Genomic DNA, 19,598 nt, shown 5'->3' on the forward strand with positions numbered 1-19,598 from the left:
ATATAAAAGATAAGTTAAATATTTCTTAGTATAAATAAATGTATAGAAATAAATCATCTTGATATTTATCTTAATTTAAATCCCTAAATTTAATTAATCTATTTAAGATATTTAAGTCTTTTTTATATTTTCTTTGAATTACCTATTATATTCCTTACATTAATTAGAACAGTCGGGCAATTAAGGTTTTATTTAAATGGAACCCTTTGCTTTCAACTCAAGATATTTATTAATAGTGTTAATGGTAAGGTTTTGGGGCTCTGTAAGTATAGACTGAATACCATGTTTTTTTAGTTCACTGACTAATAATTTTTTATCAAAATCGAACTTTTCAGCAATTACTTTCTGATATATTTCCCGGGTATTTTGGCAAGGTTTTTCAATAAGTTTTCGTAGTTCTACATTTTTAAAGAAAATGACTATTAATAAATGATTTTTAGCTATAGCTTTAAGATAAGGTAATTGTCTGTGGAGTGAATCCTGATTTTCAAAATTAGTATATAGAAGAAAAAGACTTCTTTGGTTTATTTTGTGTTTAATATCCGCATATAAACGTCCAAAATCACTTTCAGAAAAATCTGTTTTTATATTATATAAAGTTTCGAGAATAAGTTGCATTTGAAATTTTCTCCTTTCTGCAACTACTCGATTTTCAACTTTACGGGAAAATGTAAAAATACCGGCTTTATCATTTTTTTGTAATGCAATATTAGATATAACTAAACTTGAATTTATAGCATAGTCAAGCAATGATAGTCCATCAAAAGGCATTTTCATAATTCTTCCCTTGTCAATAATAGAATATACAGGTTGAGCGCGTTCATCCTGATATTGATTAACCATCAGATGATGATGTTTAGCAGTGGCTTTCCAGTTAATATTCCTGATATCATCACCAGATATATAGTTACGAATCTGCTCAAATTCTATCGTGTTTCCTATTCTACGGATTTTTTTTAAGCCATATTCCCGTAACTGATTACTGAAAGCACGTAAATCATATTTTTTTAGCTGGAGAAAGGAAGGATATACGGCAATGTTTTTTCCTTCGGAAAATATATATCTTCTTCTAATTAATCCCAAAGGGCTCTCAGCATATACATTTAGCTTTCCAAATTGATACACACCTCTTTCAAAAGGTTGTATATGATAAACATAATCCTTGACTTCCTGAGAAAGTAAAGGTACTTTAAATAGAAAATCCCTGATTTGAAATTGAAACGGAATTTCATCAATAACCCTGAGTTTAACAGTGAAATTATAATTATTTTCAAAAGTGATATGAACAGGATTTTTATCACCGTTACTAAATTTTTCAGGTAGAAGACGATGAGATTTTATGCCTTTGGGGGTAAGGTATAAGAGCATTACATCCAGTACAATTGCTAAAAGAAATACAAGGAAAGTGTATTTTAGCAGGATAAATATCGGTAGAGATAAATAAGAGGCTATAAATGCAATTATAAACCCTAAGATTATTATAAAAAGGCGTTCGGTTAAAAAAAGAGATTTATAAAATTTTAACACGTTTATCTGGGTATTTCAATTCCGTCAATAATTTGTTTAATAATATGCATAGGTGTTAAACCTTCCATTTCCCTTTCAGGAGTTAGTATGATTCTGTGATGTAAAACAAAAGGAGTTATGTACTTTATATCTTCAGGCGTAACAAAGTCTTTTCCCTGCAAGGCAGCATAGGATTTTGCTGCATTCAGAACTGCTATGGAAGCTCTTGGGGAAGCTCCTAAAAAAAGATTGGCATTTGTACGTGTGGATACAACGATTTTGGCAATATATTCAAATAATGAATTTTCAACATGAACACTTTTGACCAAATTTTGTAACTGCATTATTTCCTGAGCAGAGACAACTGGTTGTATGAATCTTAAAGGATCTTCTGATTGAAAATCATTATGTTTTTTTATAATATCTATTTCTTCTTCTAAAACAGGATATTTGATATCTATTTTAAATAAAAATCTATCAAGTTGAGCTTCCGGAAGCCTGTAAGTGCCTTCCTGTTCTACCGGATTCTGGGTGGCAAGAATTATGAAAGGGCGCTCAAATGAGAAAACATTTCCGTCAATAGTTATTTGTCTTTCCGCCATTAGTTCAAATAAGGCTGCCTGTGTTTTTGCCGGGGCTCTGTTTATTTCATCTATTAATACAATGGAGGAAAAGACAGGACCTTTTTTAAATTCAAATTCTGATAATTTTTCATTGAAAACAGATGTTCCAAGCACATCGGAAGGCATTAAATCGGGAGTAAACTGTATACGGCTAAAAGGGGCGGAAATGCATTTTGCTATTAATTTAGCAGTTATTGTTTTCGCAACTCCCGGTACACCTTCAATCAATATATGACCATCTGATAAAAGTCCTGTTAATATAAGATCGATAGAAGTGTCCTGGCCAACTATCACTTTTTTAATTTCATTTCGTATTTGTTCGGCCACATTCTTTAATGCAGTCAAATCTATTCGGTTCTGATATTGGAACTGTTCGTTTTCCATTTAATATGTATTTTTATAAAATAGATCTATCGTTGAATTTAAAATTTTTAAATCTTCTTCAGATGAATGGGTGGAATTTCTGTTTTTAAGTATTAAATATATGATTTTATCAGTAATTTCCTGAGAAACTCCAGATTTAAGATGAAGATTTTTTGAAAAATCTGTGTCAATCTGGTCAATGTTCAAAAAATACTTTTCTTTAACAAAATATAGAAAATACTTTATTTTTTTATTGATGATATCCTTATGCTCCTTCTTGTTGTAATAAAGATTACCAATGGTCTTAGTAAATTCAACAGTAGTGTTGGCTAACGGAAGTATAATCGGGATTTTTCTTTGAAGTCGCTTTCCAAAAAAAACGGCATAAAAAACAGAGCTTATAATGAGTATAACCCAGGCCCAATGTAAAGGTGGAGAATTAAATATATAATACAAAATACCCGGTTGTGATGTACTAACGGATTTGTTGCGTTCATCCCAAAAAATATTTTTTTTATTTATATAATTTAAAGTGCTTATAGCATAAGTATAAACAGAATCATTTAATAAAAAGTAGTTGGAATAAGCTTCCGGGAGTAAATTCACATAGAAATATCCTTCTCCGTACCTATACCTGATAAAATTTATATGATTTTCTTTATTTAATTTATAAGTTCCAAGAACTACAGTGTTAGCTTTATCCAGTTTTTCGAAATATGCATAATCCTGAATTTTTTTGAAATTGTAAGTTTGATGGTTAAAGACAGGATTAGTTAAATATGTATTTATTTTCGAGAATTCATCTTTCAGTATATAATCGGATGTTTTAATGGTTAGATGTAAAGAATCCTGTAATGATTGGGGTAATGAAGATGAGATGATAAAGGCATCATTGCCTGTAGATACAAAATCCAATAACCAATTAGCAGAAACATCTGACATAACTGTATTTTTATCTATAAAGAAATATAATTGATCTTGAGAGTAATAATCAACGTCTGTTAAATAAGTAGAGGGTGTTGAATTAGTAATTTCTATATTTTTATCAGGAAATAGTTTTTTCATTTCCTTATGAAGAATATAGGAACCGAAAGGAATCTTGTCTTCAGTAGAATAAGTTTGTGTCCAGTTCACAGGTTTTGGACTGGAGTAATCCAGATAAGCCATTATACCTATCACTAAGATAAAAATACCAAGATATATATATAATCGTTTATTCAACTTTGTTCTCTAATTTTAAAATTAAATTCTGAATCTGATTAAATTTATTTTCTGCAATTATAAAATCATTTTCCTGTGCTTCGTGATCACCATACCAACAATAGTCAAAAACAAAAGAGACTTCTTTAAATAACTTTTTTAATTCTTCATGCTGTATTTCATAGTAATATTCATAGTTGGTCTTTTGATACTTATATTCAATGAGGTTTTTATCCGAAAGGTTTTTTAATAATTTTAGATAATAAAAGCGTAGAGCTAAACGGTAATTCTTTTGTTCCAGTGCTGATTGAATTAATTGTTCAAAATTAACTGTATGAATATTTTTTTCTGCTTCTTCAGCAGATATATTTTTGCTATCTTTTCTTTCAATAATTGAAGAATACTTTCTGTAAATAAAAACAAATCCTATAACGAGTAAAATAATAACTATTATCGATAAGCTGATCCATAAAGCAGAAAGACCGGAAGAAGAATTGGTTTTTATATTTAGTTTAAATAATTCGTTAAGGAATTCAATGATTTTTTTTATAATCCATGAAAAAAAACGTTCTATAACAGAAGTATTTTGAACGGCTTTCTCATATTTAAACTCAGAACCGGTATAAATTTCTGAAGGTCTTTGTACTAAAGATTCAGGAAGTATTTTTGTAGAGTCATATATAAGTGAATCGGAAGCTTTTAAAATTAAGCTAAAATTACTGATTGTAATAAGTAATAAGTACCCGATTTTTCTCATATGAATTGCTCTACATTAATCTTCTTTACCAATTGAATCAATTTCTTCTGAATTTTTAATACCATATCTTTCTTCCATTACACTGTAATATGTCAGGGATATGCCTATATAGACAATACAATAAGCCAGGGTAGACATTGTCATCCCAATACCAGTTAATACATTTCCCAAGGAAGATAGAAGAGAATGTTCCTCTCCGTTAGTCATTCCCAAAATAAGGTTTACATAAATAAGGAGCATGCCGGGCATTTGGAATATATTGCTTATTACCGAAGTTATAAGAGAAAGCAATAGAATAACTATAAATGATTTCCAGAAGATACCTTTTGTAAATTGATAACTTGCTTTTAGCGATTCTATGATCCCTTTATCTTCAGCTACTATGAAATGTTGATAAAAAGAGATCTTTACGTTTAGATAAAAGGCGAAAATTATAAAAGCAATACTTAAAATAACCACGAGAAATATACCTGAAATGTAATTATCACTTCCAGCTAAAATAAATAAAGGAACAAGACAGATAAAATAACCTATTATAAATACTATTAAAACTAAAACATTTCCTCCTATTATTTTTAGAATATAGTTTTTCGTACTTCGCCATACAGAAGATGTAGTTAAATCTTTTTTATCTTTATATAATTTAACATAACAGAAGGTAACTGTAATGACGAAAGACATGGAAAAATAAACTCCGAGTAACATCAGCAAGCCATAAGGTATCAACATTAATAATTCATTAACATCCGGGCCTGCATTTGAATAGTTCAGATCGTTTATAGTTGAGAAAATTATTGCGAAGTAATTTTTAAAAAATAGAGCAGAACCGATAATAGTTACCAAGAAAGACGGACCACAAATATAAAATAAAGCGGAAAATAAAGATTTAAAATTTTCTTGTATAAAAGATAAAGTGTCACCAATAATCGATGTGGTCGATCTGATTTTTAAAAATTCAAATTTCTTTTTTGGAATCATATTGATTTATTTTTTTTTCAATTTGTCTTGGGTAAATAATATAATAAAATACAATTATGCATAAAGATACGATTATAATAGAGAAAGCCACGGCTAAAGACATGGTGGAATAACGTGAAACAAAACTTTCAAGAAAACCAGCACAAATAAAGAAAGGGAGTGTGCTAAAACAAATTTTCATACCATCGTAAAAGCCTTTTTTTATAGATTGCAAACGAGAAAAAGTTTTAGGAAATAAAACACTTTTACCAAGAATTATTCCAGCAGATCCGCAAACAACAATAACGAAAATTTCAAAAACTCCATGAATCCAGATGATGGAGTTTGCCCGTATTCCAACTTCGTGCTGTATAAAGAAACCATCAAAAGCACCTAGCATGACTCCATTATAAAATAGAAGGGCTATGGGGACTGCAGGGGTTAATATACCACTGACAAATGCGTTAAAACCCACCCTTATGTTATTAATAGTTATAGTTATAAACATTTCAATTGCAGAAGAGGAATGATAGATGCCTGCAGGGTCTCCATTTTTTATATTTTCAATCGTCGTGTCTACATAAATATCACCTAATATAATTCTTGTAAAATCCATGTTTTGGTATACTGAAAAAAAGCCGATAGCAACAGAGACTAAAAAAATTATAAAAGACAGTAATAAATCTTTTTGATAACCTCTGAAAAGAAAAGGAAGTTCATATTTCCAAAAGTCTATGATACGTCCGGAATTTTCTTTTTTATTTTTATAGATGGAAAAATGAGCTTTTCTGGCTAAATCATTTAAATATATAGTGGTTTTACTCTTCGGATAGTAGGTCTGCGAGAAACTTAAATCGTTTATTACCTGCAGATATAAATCAGCGAGTTCATCAGGAACAAGAGGTTTAATATTTTTTAGAGCGGTTTCAAAATTACTCCAACGCTCCTTGTTTTTCTTTATGAAAGCAGCTTCTCTCATGAAAAAATCTTACTTTTGATGCAATATAATAAAAAAATGCAATAGAATGGATAATGTTCATATAAATACTTCGCAAAACGTCAGTATCGATTACAATTTAGCAGATATAGGAAACCGTATATTTGGATATATTCTTGATGCTATATTCGTAATGATATATTCAGTAATAATAATTGTTTTATTCTTTTCAAATACCGATATGTTAGAATATGGATTCTTTCAGGACGGAGAAGAATTTTTATTAATACTTCTCGTTTTATTATTACTTCCAGCATTCACATATGCCTTATGGGCTCCTTATTTTATGCAGGGGCAAACATTTGGTAAAAAAATATTAAAACTTAAAATTATAAAAGCGGACGGATCAGAAGCTAAATTCAGTACTTTTCTAATTCGTTGGTTACTAAGCCCTGTTGACACTAGTTTTTACTGTGTTATAGGATTAATAGTTATGTCAACTAATACCCGCAGACAGAGGGTTGCTGATTTAGTAGCCGGAACTGTAGTAATATCAACACGTCAGACTTACCAGGTAGATCAGACTATTCTTTCTCAATTAGAAGAAGATTATCAACCCAAATTCACTCAGGTTTTACAGCTTTCAGATAAAGATATGTATCTGATTAAAAATACGATGGATACAGCTAGATCGACTACGGATTATCAATTAGTCAGGAAGCTACGAGAGAAAATAGAATCTGTTATTCAGGAATATAAACCTGAAATGTCTGATGTAGAGTATGTAGAAACTGTGATTAAAGATTATCAGTTCTTTTCGCAACAATAAAAATGAAAACTTTAATTTTACAATAAAATAGATATGTTAAAAGCAGGATTAGTAGGAGCCGGTCATCTGGGTAAAATTCATCTAAAATTATTGAATCAATCAGAAAAATATGATTTTATAGGATTTCATGATACTGATATTGAAAATGGAAAAAAATTACAGGAAGAACTAGGGTATAAATTTTATGAAAATTTTGAAGAGTTACTTTCTCAAATAGAAGTTCTTGATATAGTTACACCTACTTTCGCTCACTTCTATTATGCAGAAAAGGCCATTAAAGCCAACAAACATTTTTTTATTGAAAAACCTATAACAGGAACGTTGAGTGAAGCCGATCAAATTATTCAGTGGGCAGAAGAATATCAGGTGAAAGGACAGGTGGGGCATGTTGAAAGATTTAATCCTGCCTTTATTGCAAGTCAGCCTTTTATTGATAATCCTATGTTTTTGGAAATTCATCGTTTGGCAGAATTTAATCCTAGAGGAACGGATGTTCCGGTAGTATTGGATTTGATGATTCATGACTTGGATATAGTACTTTCTGTAGTAAAATCCCCTGTAAAATCAATTCATGCTAGTGGAGTTGCTGTCGTTAGTACCACTCCCGATATAGCAAATGCCAGAATTGAGTTTGAAAATGGTTGTGTTGCCAATGTAACTACCAGCCGTATATCTATGAGGAACATGAGAAAAAGTCGTTTTTTTCAAAAAGATGCTTATATATCCATAGATTTTATGGAGAAAAAAGCTGAAATAATAAAAATGAAAGATGCTCCCGCAGAAATTCAACCTTTCGATATGATCATTGAAAATGCAGAAGGGGATAAAAAACAAATTTTATTTCAATATCCGGAGATACATTCTAATAATGCTATTTTAGATGAACTGGATTCTTTAGCTGATTCGATTGAACAAAATACACAGATTCCTGTAACCCTGCAACAGGGTAGGGAGGCTTTACGTGTTGCTTTAGAGGTAATGGAACAGATTGAGCATAAACTGTCTGCAAAATAAGTATGTCATTTTGGAATAATGATTGCTGATGTTAAATTAGTTTAGAATGTATGGATAAGAATACTTTAAATGAAGAAAATGAGCAGATTTTGGCAGATAAGGTTCCGGATAATTATTTAGGATTTGCTACAGTTTGTACTATAGTATGTTTTGCTCCTTTGGGTATTTTTGCATTATTTTTTTCTTTACGCGTAAACCAATTGTGGGAGGAAGGAAAAAAGGCCAAGGCAAGAAGAATGTCTGTAGTCGTACGACATATTTGTGTATGGACCATTATTCTGGGATTTATTTTCTGGATAGGTATACTGGCAGGAACAGGATATAATATATTTGGATACAGAAGATAGAATAAATATACTAAAAGATAGATTTAAGAGTTAATACTTTAATTATAAAAACATATGAAAACATTTAATATAATTTCTAAAGTACTTTGTTTAGCCTTTGTTTTAACAGGTTTTTTGAGTTGTGGAGATAAGGCAGCACTTTCTGAAAGCACAGCTGTAAATGCAGTTGAAAAATATTTAAAGTCGTATCCTATTTATGAGACTACGGAAATGGAAATTGGAGAAGTTCGCTTTAAAATTAAAAGAGACGAACAAAAACTGGTTGCCTATAAAAATCTTGCTTCTAAAGGATATATAAATTTTGAATTGTCTAAGCAAAAGAAAAAATTTCTAAGTAAAGATAGTATTTATATTTATGAAGTAAAGCTTACCGATAAAGCCAGACCTTTTGTTTTTAAACAAAAAAAGGAAAAGGTTGAGGTTAAAACCTACGAATATCAATTGGACGAAAAAGAACAAGCAAAAATTGAATTATCAGGTAAAAAATCTGGAAATGCTGTAGTAACCTTACAAAAAATTAATACTGATTTTGCAGAGCTAACTGCTGATAAAAATCCGCATAGTTCATTTATTACAAAATCATTTACTTTAAAATATAAAAAAGAAGAAGGCTGGGTGGTCACAAAAGATAAATAATATTTTTGTTTAAGAGTTTAGAATGTTTAATTCTTTCGGATATAAGTTAGGAATGTGAAGTCAAAAAAGTGCTTTTCATTTTTAGCATGAAATTCTTCAAACACACTTTCCCATTTAGATAAATCAAGCTTTGGGAAAAAAGTATCCGCTTCTTTTACTTTAGTATGAACTAAAGTAAGTTCTAGGGTATCTGCAAATTCCAGCGCTTGATTATATAGGATTCCACCACCGATAATGTAAGGATTTGGGTTCTGCTTTTTTGCTAAATCCAAAGCCTCTTGAAGTGAATGAACAAGAACAACCCCCTCCGGAACAGTGTAATTCATATTGTTAGAAATAACAATGTTAGTTCGATTGGGTAAAGGTCTTCCTAAAGACTCAAATGTATTTCTCCCCATAATGACAGGATGGTTCTGGGTTAAAGCCTTAAAACGTTTTAGATCATCAGGTAAATGCCATAAAAGCTGATTGTCTTTTCCAATGGCTTGATTTTCGTCTATTGCTGCAATAATGGTTATCATACTATTTAATACTTAACAGCGGTAAAGTTACTATAAACTAAATAAAAAATGCAGTAGTTTTAAACTACTGCATTTTTTATTTAATATAAAGCTATTATTTCAACTTAGGTATTGCTTTTGAAATATACTCCACCTGATCTTTTAAACTTTGATTATCAGGTTCTGAGGATAATGCTTGTTGTTTCAACTGATAAGCACCTTCCATAACATGACGTAATAATTCAGTAAAATTGCTGTAATTTTTCACCTGTGGATAAATTCTCACAATAGAATCAATTACATTTCTTGTTTCCTGAGGATAATCTCCGCTCATAATGGTTCGGATAATTTCAAAATAAGTATTAGCTTCCTCTTGCGATTCTGATTTAGCAATCAGCTCAAGAATATTTTTAGAAATTGTTTCTAGTCGTGAGTAGTCTTTATTAACAATTGCTGTTTTTACTATAGCTGATAACAGAACTTCACCCGGATTTTGATCGTCAATACTAGTAACAATTTCCTGAGCTGCTGTTTTATCAGATTCAAGTAAACCTGTGATGCAAGCCGCTTTAATAGCATAAGAAGGACTTGCTGACAATTTTTTAAATAGACCGGCATATTGAGAAGCATTTATTTTTGCAAGTTGTTTAAGAGCTTCTGCCTGAACTAATGTTTTGGAATCTGAACTGGCCAGTTTTTCTAAAATACTGGAAGATTTTTGTTTAACTCCCGGATTTGTTTCGTCTAGCTTAGAGATAGCAAATATGCGTATACCATAAAATTTATCATTGGCTGCTGCATTTAGTAAAGTTTCTAGTGCTTGAGTATTAGATGTCTGCACATCAGCAAGTTTTTCCAGGGCAATTATCCTTGAATAATACTCAGGGCTATGTTTATATTGAAAAATATAATTTTCGGTATTCTTCTCATCTGTTATTTCTGATAAAATTATATGATCAGGATTTACATTTACCAATTGAGGTTTGGTTTTATAAGGAAGTTCAAAAGTATTTGATTCCGTAGCTTTGACCCAAACCTGATGTCTGGTAGCTTTTCCATTTTCATACACATCTATATCAAGAGGGAACTGGAATTTAGGGTCTTGAGTTTGAATTAAAATTATTTTTACGGATTTTTTTGCTTCATCATACGAATAGGTAACTTTTAGTTTAGGGTGTCCATTGCTGAAATACCATTGATTAAAAAACCAGTTCAGATCCTTACCTGTTACTTCTTCTAAAGCAAGACGAAGTTGGTGAGCTTCAACCGCTTTGTACTCATTAGTTTTCAGAAAATTATTAAGTCCGGCAAAAAAAGCTTCATCTCCCAAATAATTTCTTAGCATATGTAGAATCAGGCCTCCTTTTTGGTAAGAAACAGCATCAAACATATCTTCTCTATTGGCATAATGAAAACGTACTAAATCTTTAGGGAAATTATCTCCTCCTAGTAAATAAGATTGTCTTTCTTCTCTTCTATGCTCTTCTGCTTTATCTTTTCCGTATTTATGTTCAAACCATAAATACTCTGAGTAATTAGCAAATGATTCATTAACAGTTAAGTTAGACCAGCTTTCGGTAGTAGTAAGATCTCCAAACCAGTGGTGAAACAATTCATGAGCAATTACTGATTCCCAGCTGTTTTCATCAATAAGTTGTCCTGGTTTTTGTTGAGCTTTTTCCATATGTAAGGTAGCTGTGGTATTTTCCATAGCACCACTAACATAATCTCTACCTACCATTTGGCTGTATTTATCCCATGGGTAAGGATAATTTAACAAGTTGGAAAAGAATTCTATCATTGCCGGAGTATCACCGAAAATTTGTTTAGCATAAGGTTCATATTCTCTTTCAACATAATAGTCAACAGGAATATTTTTCCATTTGTCTTTAACAACGGCGAAATCACCTACCCCCATAAAGAAAAGGTACGGAGCGTGTTTTTTGTCAAATTTCCAATAATCCGTACGTGTTCCGTCAGAATTTTTAGTCTGGCTTTTTAGTGTACCATTAGAAAGTGTAACATACTTATCAGGAACGGTCATATAAATTTCCTGAGATGTTTTTTGGTTAGGAGTATCTAAAGTAGGAAACCAGCAGCTGCTTGATTCAGTTTCACCTTGCGTCCATATTTGCGTTGGCTTACCTTTTTCCTCTCCTCTCGGATTGATAAAATAAAGTCCTTTGGCGCTATTAATAGCAGCACTTCCTTCTTGGGTTACTTCAGATGGAATGGCTGTATATTTTATATAAACAGTATATTGCTCATCTTTTTTATAATTTTTATCTAGCTGAACTTTTATTTTCGAATTTTTATAAGAGTATTTTAAACTTTTACCTCCGTTAAGCGTCACTTTTTCAATGACCATTCCCTTGGCATCAAGAGCTAAGGAATCGGTGGTATAAAAATGTGGTTTAAGCGTTATCCAGGCTTCACCTAGAAGTTTTTCGTTAGGATAATCAAAACTTACTTTTAATTTGGTATGTACTAGATCGTTAACTAGTGTAGCCGATGGCCTATAATTAGAATAGTCTTGCGCTTTAATAAATAACAAAGCACTAAGAAAGACCAGAAGTAAAATGCCTTTTCTCATTGTATATAAATTTTACAGATTAGTAAGTATAAATACCTGTTTTGTTACAAATGTAAAAATATTAATGAGTGCTTAGTTGTTTTTTTGATAAAATGTAAAATTAATTATTTTAAAAATACTGATTTATATATGCTATTTGGTGTAAATTAAAGTAATTATTTGATTTTTAAACAAATTTGATGGATTTAAAGTATTTTTTTTCAAGTTTATTATGAATAGCCTCTAATATTTTATTTTTATTTAAATGAAGTTCATTTCTTATAACTGCGGAATCCATAAATAGAAATAAATTCTGGTTTTCGGTATGTATTTTTTTTGTATGAGATGTAATAGATGGCCCCATTAATTCTTTCCAAATTATCTCAGTTTTAACTAGCAATAAACGTTCTTCCATACCTAAATCATGAATTAAACTTTTTAAAGCAGAATTACATGTTTGTTCTTTTCTACGTATACTCATTTATGGATTAATTTATTAGCAAAAATACATATTAAACTATAGTTATATAAATTTTTGTCAAATAAAATTTGAGGATTTTTTTAAAACATTTATTGCTTAAGATTAAATAAAAAAAGGAAAAGGCTCTGCACAGAGCCTTTTCCTTTTTTTATTTAATAGCTTATCTATTGATTTTTAATTATTTTTCTGCTCATGGTTTTGCCCTGAAGTTTTACCTGAGCTATATATACTCCAGTAGGTAAATTTTGGATATTTACATCAAGATTGTTATCTCCTCTAAAATCTTGTGTATGAACTACGGAACCATTCATGTTATATAATTGAACAGAACCTTCTGAAACCTTAGTCATTTTAATTTTAAAAACACCTGTAGTAGGATTAGGAGTAACTAAAATTTCTTCTTCAGATTGCTGAACAATCGGAGTTGTAATTTCAGGCTCATCAGTTCCTAGTGAAGATTCTTGTTTAGTAATAGATTGTTGAGTAAATCTTATTTCATCTTTAGCGCATCTTACTGGTAGTGCAGTTCTTGGTCTGACAAGATTGGAAGGGTTTATTCCGTCTTTTCCGGTACCAAAAGCCATAGCTAGTGGTCTTAGATTGCTCTGGCTGCTACCGTACATAGTTGCAGACCAATTTTGACCATATATTAACAATCCGTCCAAGTAAAAAGGTCTGGTTTCTTCAATTCCTCTACCTCCATCAGAAGGAAAATGTCCTAAATTATATTTAGCTGATGTGAGCATAACCCCTATAGTTCCTAATTTATTAGACATGGATTTTCCGGATAAAGCCTCTAAGGAAGTCGTTTGTGAAGGGGTCTCAAAATTCCATGAACCGCTCCATTTCCATGAACCCATTCCCTCTTTGTACCAAGGGGAACCAGAAGTTCCTGCATTTGCAAAATCCGGTACTCTCCATCCTTCTGGACATGGATCGAAAGGAGATTTTTTTTCAGCATGTCCCCACATGTTTTGGTATACGTCTGGTAACCAACCTCTATCTGTTCCTCGATAAATATGAGATAAAGGATTTCTTGTTGCTTGAAGAAGTACATTTTCTAACTTTTTTTCTGTAGAAAGAAGAATGTATTGTTTTTCATAATCATCTATTCGTTCTATTTTACTATTGAATTGTTGCTTACCACTGTTATTTGAACCTAAATATATATTATCATGATATCCCCAATAACCTTGATCGAATAATATAAATACGGGCATCGGATCTTTTCTTCCCCATTGAAAAAGTAAACCTCTTGTATTTTCAAAAGCATTTGATTTGTCAGAAGATAAATCGTAATCTATAGCACCTAAATTTCTGTCCATAAAAGTCGTTGTTAAAGGTACTGACCCGCTAGATGTATTAAAAGCAAGATAGTTTTCATTTTTTTTAGAATATCTTTCCTGATTGCTGTAAGTAGCTGTATTAGTTGTAGGATCGGAATTGGATACCCATATATGCCAGCTCCAAAGAATAGGATCTTCAGAGTTTCCTTTACTTCCAGAGTGTAAGGATACTACAGCATTTCCTGATTTGTTGGGATTAACTTTTACTACAATATTTCCATTTTCATTATTACCACTAAGGGTCACTTTCTCGATTAATTCAACATCAGTACTCCAATAAATGTTTGTTGATAGTTTTCCTTCCGGCCATTGTTGTTCGGTTAAATATTGATTGTATACTGCAAAAGCTTTATTTACAGGAATATTAATTTGTTGTGCATTGCTACTTTTAACCAATAAATAACTGTTAGGATTTTCCAATCCTGTTGTGTAGGTTCTGCCTTCTTCCATTATATATTGTGTTGTAAAACTTGAAACAGGAGTATCTTCTTTCACACATCGTATTGCATTTAATGTTGAAGTTTGACCAGAATCAAAGTCTCTTGTGTAAACAGAATAAGAACCATTTTGATTATCTTGTAAGAAGTCAGCAACCAAATGTAAAAGCGATGCTGTTCCCCATTCATTTAAAGTACCGCTCCATAAGTATGCTTCAGATCCTTCATCCTGAAATACTAATTTATTGCTGTAAATTGTGAAATGTCCAGTAGTTGGTATCTGTCCTAAATTATATCCTTTAGTACTGCTAAAGTCAAATCCTAGTCCCGGATAAATTTTAACACCAGAATACTTCTGTTGATTTACCAATCCTTCTTTTGAATTATTGAAGGTAACTTGTGGAGTAGAGCCAGATTTTCCCCATGGAGATGAGTCGTATTGATCTGTAAATTGATGAGCGTAAGTAGGAACTCTCCATCCTGAGGGGCAAGGATCATAAGGCGATTTTTGCTTTTGTGTATAAACTTTATAATTTAATCTCTTTCCGTCCGTATTATCAGACCATAAGTTTAATACTTTATTGTTTTTTCTGTAATATTCAGATAGACTATTGGTTACCCAGGAAACTGAGTCTGGAACGTAATTTACGGTTTGGCCTGATGAATTTTTAATCGTTACTAAATCACTTTTGAGTGGAGTTAAAATTGTAAATGGATTTTTAATGCTCTCTTGAATATTAGCATTGATTTCCTTGTAGGGTCTATCCTTTTCAATTTTATTCATGTAATCCATATTTGATATTCTTCCGTAAGGTAAAGAGTTTATTGTAGGAGCTGATCCGTCTTTATATACAAAAGAAGGAAACGGATCTTTTCTGCCCCACTGATACATTAATCCTCCGGAACGATTCCAGTCATTACCCACAAAAGCATTGGAAACAGCACCTAAATTTCTGTCCATAAAATTTGAAACTAAATGCTCTTTGCTTCCTGGATTATTATCATAAGTAATTCCTTTGGTAGGATCATCGGTCACCCAGATATGCCAGCTCCAATAAACAGGATCTTTAGCAGGGGTTCCTGAATCACCTATATGTAAAGCAATAACGGCATTACCTTTTCCTTTAATATTATTAATAATAACTTTTATTTTTGAATCTTTACCATTTTGGTCAATGGTTGTAGAACGTATTAAACCTTCCACATCTTCCCAATATATAGAAGCTGAAAGTTTTCCTTGTGGCAAAGGCTTTTGTAAGTATTCATTATTTTTCCACATTGCAAAAGCCTTTGCCACAGGGATTTCCAATCCTCCGTATGAATTATTTCTAGCAATATCTACATCATAGATATAACTATTGGGTGCATTAAGTTCTAAAAGTTCTGATTCGTCAAGTTTTTGAGTGTTAATATTACTATTTTTTTCAATTGATTGTCCTAAACTAAAAGTAGAACTTACCAAAAAGCAAAGAAACAGTAAATAATAATTTTTTTTCATAAAATGAGATTTGATTTTGTTTGAATATTTATTTTTTAGTGTTTTTTTTGAAAAAAAATGTTAAGGCTTGCTTACGATATAGCTTATCTATCAATAAAATATAGAGGTAAGATTTTTTAGTGGTTAGTTAGTAGGGCATCTAATAAATAATCATGATTTGCTTTGTTTTTTACAACCAGGCAATTAAGATTTTTAAAGAGGTAAATCTTAAATGAAAATTTTTAGTTTCTATATAGTTTTTTAGTCAAATTTTTATTTTAAATTAATTATAAAGTTTTTTGTTGTGTAATTATTCAATAAGTAAGGAACAAATTCAGTAGTAGTTAAAAAGAATGTAAATTATATAATCAGCAGAAGTATGTATATAATTTATAAGTTTAAATAGTGTTAAAATTATTTGTCTTTTAATATCAAAATGTTTCTTGTAATTTTATGTTGACATTAAAAAACAGGCAAATTTAATAATAATTATAATACAAATGGTAAAAAATGTGTATATTTTTTTTGTTAAATAATAATTATTGTCTGCAACTCGCTGTAGAAAAGAGAAAAAAGATCTTTATATCATAAATATTTTACCTTAAATTCAGGTAAAGTAATGAAGAATTAATAAAAAACAGACTTTTTCTGGATAAAAAAGGTAGCAAAATTCTATCTTATTAACGTTTTTTTAATAAAATTTTTTATTTTTTAACTAATTATTTTTTGATTGATTATTAAATTTAGATTGTTAAAACTTTTATTTCTTGAAAAAAAGATCTAAAAAATTATTTCTATATATGTTTCCAATTGAAATTTCATAAGATTGGATATGTACATCATTGCTGTCAAATGAATCAATATGATGAGTATTTATAATATAGGATTTGTTAATCCTGAAAAATATATTTTTAGGAAGATATGCGTGAATATTTTTCAAATTCATTTTGGTTATTATACGTTGTTTGTCAGTTTGTATAATTACGTAATCTTTCAGTCCTTCAATAAAAAGAATTTCTTCAAAATTTATCTTAAAATATCTACGTTCAGATTTTACAAAAATATATTTTTCATTTATAGTGGCAAGTTGTTCTTTTTCTGCGCTTTTAAGAAGTTTATTATATGAAGTTGCTTTATTTACTGCTTTAAAAAAACGATTCTCATCAATAGGTTTTAATAGATAATCTATTGCATCAACTTCATAACTTTCACAGGCATATTCAGTGTAGGCAGTAGTGAAAATAATAAGAGTATTTTTTGATATGGATTTTGCAAATTCAATTCCGCTGGTACCAGGCATGCGAATATCAAGAAAAATTAAATCAACATTATTTAATATTAAAAAATTTTGCGCAGAATCAGCATTATTAAACGACCCTAATAATTTAAGAGATGTTTTTTCAACCATGAGCTGAATTCCTTCACGAGCAAGTGGTTCATCATCTACGATTATACAATTCATTAGAAATAGTTAAGTTTACAATGTACAGGTCCGATTTATTCTCCATATATAGTATATGCTTGTCAGGATACAATAATTCCAGTCTTCTTTTAATATTTAGTAATCCTAAACCTCCGTTTAAATAGTTTTTTCTTTTTTCAGGCTGAGAATTAATACATGAAAATATAAGTGTATTTTCTGAAATCTCAAAATTTATATGGATAAAAGTACTTTTTTCACTATCAATATTGTGCTTTACAGCATTTTCTACAAAAGGAATGAAAAGTAAGGGAGGAATTGTAATGAAGTTGTTTCCCTTTACAGATAAAGAAAATTCAAAATAATCACGACGTATCTTTTCCAGATTTAAAAAATCAGTAAGAAATTGAATATCCTCATTTAGAGAAATAACATGCTTAGAGCTATTATGAATTTGATATTTTAATAAATCGCTCAGTTTATGTAGGACAATAGATGCCTCCTTAGGATTTTTTTTTGTTAGTACGTTCACATTGTTTAACATATTAAATAAAAAGTGAGGATTAATCTGATTTTTTAATTGCTCTATTTCAGATTGTGAATTTATATTTTTTAATTCTTGAATTCTTTGTTCATTAAATATCCATTGTTGAAACAATAAAAATGTGGATGAGGAGACACATCCAAATCCTAATATAATTAAAGCAGAAAAAATATTGATTAGAGATGTACTATATAAGTAAGTTTTACGATCAATGGAATCTAACAAATTAACAAAATATTGACTTATTATAATTAAAGTAAATGCAAAAAATATGGATATTAGTAATAAACTGAAATATCTTGTAAGTTTATTCTTTAATAAATATTTGGGAGCTAAGTAATATAAATTAAAAAGAATAAGAAATAAGGTAATAAAAATAAAGGAAATGAAAATACACCATTGACCTATAAAACCATCATATAAACCATTAAAAGCTATTTCTGCAGATATAATTAGTATAATTAGTAAAAACAGAATATTTCTTTCTAAGATAAATTTTTTATCTGTAAAAAAAATGAAAATAGGATTTGTTTGATTTTGTTTATAATTCATATGCGTATATCTAATCGCAATCCATATTCGTTTTTATTATTTTCTGATTTTAACTCATATTCATCATGGGTATAAAGCAAATCCAGTCTTTGTTTTACTATATCTAAATTCCATTTTATATTTAAATTTGGCGTTTGTTTATATTTACATATAAATGAAAGCATAGTTTCCTCTTTTTTCAATAGTATGTATATACTGGTAATTTTCCTCTTTTGAATTTCTTTAATATATTCTTCCAACAAAGAGATATACAATAGAGGAGGAACCATGAAAAACAAATTTTCAGTAGATTCTATTTTAAAATGAAATTCTTTATATAATAATTTTATAAGTGTTAAAAAATCACTGAGAAATTGTATTTCAGATGATAAAGGTACTTTTTCTTTAGAACCTTCATAAAGCTGATATCTAAGTAATTTGCTGAGTTTTAAAACAATTTCTGAAGTTTCTGAAGGATTTTTGATTGCGAGTAAACTAGCTTGATCCAATATTTCAAATAAAAAATCCGGATTAATACTTCCTTTAAGTTGTTCTAATTCTTTTTTTAATTGTATTTGTTCAAGATTATAAACCTTTTTTGTATTAATAAACCAGTTTTTTAACAATGCAGTAATTGGTAAACTGGAAAAACAAACAAAAAGGATTAAAAAATTAAATGATAACCGAATAATCGGAAATCTGGCTGTATTTAATGAAAAGCTTTTTAAAGGAATGTGATATATATTTAAAATTATATATTCAAAAAGTAAAATAATCAATGTTAATAAGATAGAACCACCCAATAAAAAAATAATAGATGTAGTGTATTTTTTTTTAATTAAGTATTTAGGTATCATACTATAAAGTATGGAATAAGCAAAAAGAAGATACATAAGGGTAAATCCTGTTCCCCATGCAATTAATAGAGAAATAGAAGGATGGTACATAGCAAGATCATCCTGAAAAGCAAATAGGGCCGCGTTAAATGCAATAATAAAAAAGAATAAAATAAGCAACAAATATCTGAGAATCTTGTAACTAGGTTCTAAAAGTATATTTTTCAAAAAATTACTTAAAAGAATGGGGGACATTTGTTGCTGATTTATAAATTTGTAGCTAAC

General features: G+C 29.9%; 17 protein-coding genes. 4 read left to right on the top strand and 13 right to left on the bottom strand.

Features of this window, described 5'->3' with window-relative positions; all coding sequences use genetic code 11:
* Nucleotides 1-192: 192 nt before the first annotated feature.
* From EOV51_RS06220 to EOV51_RS06245, 6 genes are read right to left on the bottom strand one after another with little or no spacing between them, the layout of a single operon-like run.
* The gene (locus tag EOV51_RS06220) at nt 193-1,527 is read right to left on the bottom strand and encodes a DUF58 domain-containing protein (RefSeq protein WP_128150972.1); all 1,335 of its coding nucleotides are present in this window, start codon (nt 1,525-1,527) and stop codon (nt 193-195) included.
* 2 nt (nt 1,528-1,529) lie between these two features.
* The gene (locus EOV51_RS06225) at nt 1,530-2,513 is read right to left on the bottom strand and encodes an AAA family ATPase (RefSeq protein ID WP_128150974.1); all 984 of its coding nucleotides are present in this window, start codon (nt 2,511-2,513) and stop codon (nt 1,530-1,532) included.
* Complete coding sequence (locus EOV51_RS06230; protein ID WP_128150977.1) at nt 2,514-3,713, bottom strand: DUF4350 domain-containing protein; 1,200 nt, start codon at nt 3,711-3,713, stop codon at nt 2,514-2,516.
* Nucleotides 3,706-4,449 carry a hypothetical protein gene (locus tag EOV51_RS06235; RefSeq protein ID WP_128150979.1) on the bottom strand — a complete coding sequence of 248 codons (744 nt, stop codon included), beginning with the start codon at nt 4,447-4,449 and terminating at the stop codon, nt 3,706-3,708. Before EOV51_RS06235 ends, EOV51_RS06230 begins: the two co-directional genes overlap by 8 nt.
* Before the next feature lie 15 nt (nt 4,450-4,464).
* A complete protein-coding gene (locus EOV51_RS06240; protein WP_128150981.1) occupies nt 4,465-5,427 on the bottom strand; it encodes a glycerophosphoryl diester phosphodiesterase membrane domain-containing protein in 963 nt (320 codons plus the stop codon).
* Nucleotides 5,405-6,385: a stage II sporulation protein M gene (locus EOV51_RS06245; RefSeq protein WP_128150983.1), complete on the bottom strand. Its 981-nt coding sequence runs from the start codon at nt 6,383-6,385 to the stop codon at nt 5,405-5,407. The genes EOV51_RS06240 and EOV51_RS06245 overlap by 23 nt, the downstream gene beginning before the upstream one ends.
* Before the next feature lie 46 nt (nt 6,386-6,431).
* On the opposite strand from EOV51_RS06245, the gene EOV51_RS06250 reads away from it, so the two are divergent.
* The 4 genes from EOV51_RS06250 to EOV51_RS06265 are packed head-to-tail and all read left to right on the top strand — an operon-like array spanning nt 6,432 to nt 9,169.
* A complete protein-coding gene (locus EOV51_RS06250; protein WP_128150985.1) occupies nt 6,432-7,172 on the top strand; it encodes an RDD family protein in 741 nt (246 codons plus the stop codon).
* A gap of 33 nt (nt 7,173-7,205) precedes the next feature.
* Nucleotides 7,206-8,186 carry a Gfo/Idh/MocA family protein gene (locus tag EOV51_RS06255; protein ID WP_128150986.1) on the top strand — a complete coding sequence of 327 codons (981 nt, stop codon included), beginning with the start codon at nt 7,206-7,208 and terminating at the stop codon, nt 8,184-8,186.
* Between the two features lie 50 nt (nt 8,187-8,236).
* Complete coding sequence (locus tag EOV51_RS06260; protein ID WP_128150988.1) at nt 8,237-8,533, top strand: CD225/dispanin family protein; 297 nt, start codon at nt 8,237-8,239, stop codon at nt 8,531-8,533.
* 54 nt (nt 8,534-8,587) lie between these two features.
* Nucleotides 8,588-9,169, top strand: a complete 582-nt coding sequence (locus EOV51_RS06265; protein WP_128150990.1) for a hypothetical protein — start codon at nt 8,588-8,590, stop codon at nt 9,167-9,169.
* Between the two features lie 26 nt (nt 9,170-9,195).
* Here EOV51_RS06265 and EOV51_RS06270 read toward each other — a convergent pair whose 3' ends face one another.
* From EOV51_RS06270 to EOV51_RS06300, 7 genes are all read right to left on the bottom strand, one after another.
* The gene (locus tag EOV51_RS06270; RefSeq protein ID WP_128150992.1) at nt 9,196-9,690 is read right to left on the bottom strand and encodes a dihydrofolate reductase; all 495 of its coding nucleotides are present in this window, start codon (nt 9,688-9,690) and stop codon (nt 9,196-9,198) included.
* A gap of 94 nt (nt 9,691-9,784) precedes the next feature.
* The gene (locus EOV51_RS06275) at nt 9,785-12,262 is read right to left on the bottom strand and encodes a M1 family metallopeptidase (protein WP_128150995.1); all 2,478 of its coding nucleotides are present in this window, start codon (nt 12,260-12,262) and stop codon (nt 9,785-9,787) included.
* 166 nt (nt 12,263-12,428) lie between these two features.
* Complete coding sequence (locus EOV51_RS06280) at nt 12,429-12,722, bottom strand: DciA family protein (protein WP_128150997.1); 294 nt, start codon at nt 12,720-12,722, stop codon at nt 12,429-12,431.
* Nucleotides 12,723-12,886: 164 nt separating this feature from the next.
* The gene (locus EOV51_RS06285) at nt 12,887-16,003 is read right to left on the bottom strand and encodes a T9SS type A sorting domain-containing protein (protein WP_128150999.1); all 3,117 of its coding nucleotides are present in this window, start codon (nt 16,001-16,003) and stop codon (nt 12,887-12,889) included.
* Nucleotides 16,004-16,742: 739 nt separating this feature from the next.
* The gene (locus EOV51_RS06290; protein ID WP_128151001.1) at nt 16,743-17,444 is read right to left on the bottom strand and encodes a LytR/AlgR family response regulator transcription factor; all 702 of its coding nucleotides are present in this window, start codon (nt 17,442-17,444) and stop codon (nt 16,743-16,745) included.
* The gene (locus tag EOV51_RS06295; protein WP_128151003.1) at nt 17,422-18,498 is read right to left on the bottom strand and encodes a sensor histidine kinase; all 1,077 of its coding nucleotides are present in this window, start codon (nt 18,496-18,498) and stop codon (nt 17,422-17,424) included. The genes EOV51_RS06290 and EOV51_RS06295 overlap by 23 nt, the downstream gene beginning before the upstream one ends.
* Nucleotides 18,495-19,568 (bottom strand): sensor histidine kinase, encoded by a 1,074-nt coding sequence (locus EOV51_RS06300; protein WP_128151005.1) that lies wholly within the window; start codon nt 19,566-19,568, stop codon nt 18,495-18,497. Before EOV51_RS06300 ends, EOV51_RS06295 begins: the two co-directional genes overlap by 4 nt.
* Between the last annotated feature and the right edge of the window lie 30 nt (nt 19,569-19,598).

Origin of the sequence: Apibacter raozihei (assembly GCF_004014855.1) — a bacterium.
Lineage (GTDB): Bacteria > Bacteroidota > Bacteroidia > Flavobacteriales > Weeksellaceae > Apibacter > Apibacter raozihei.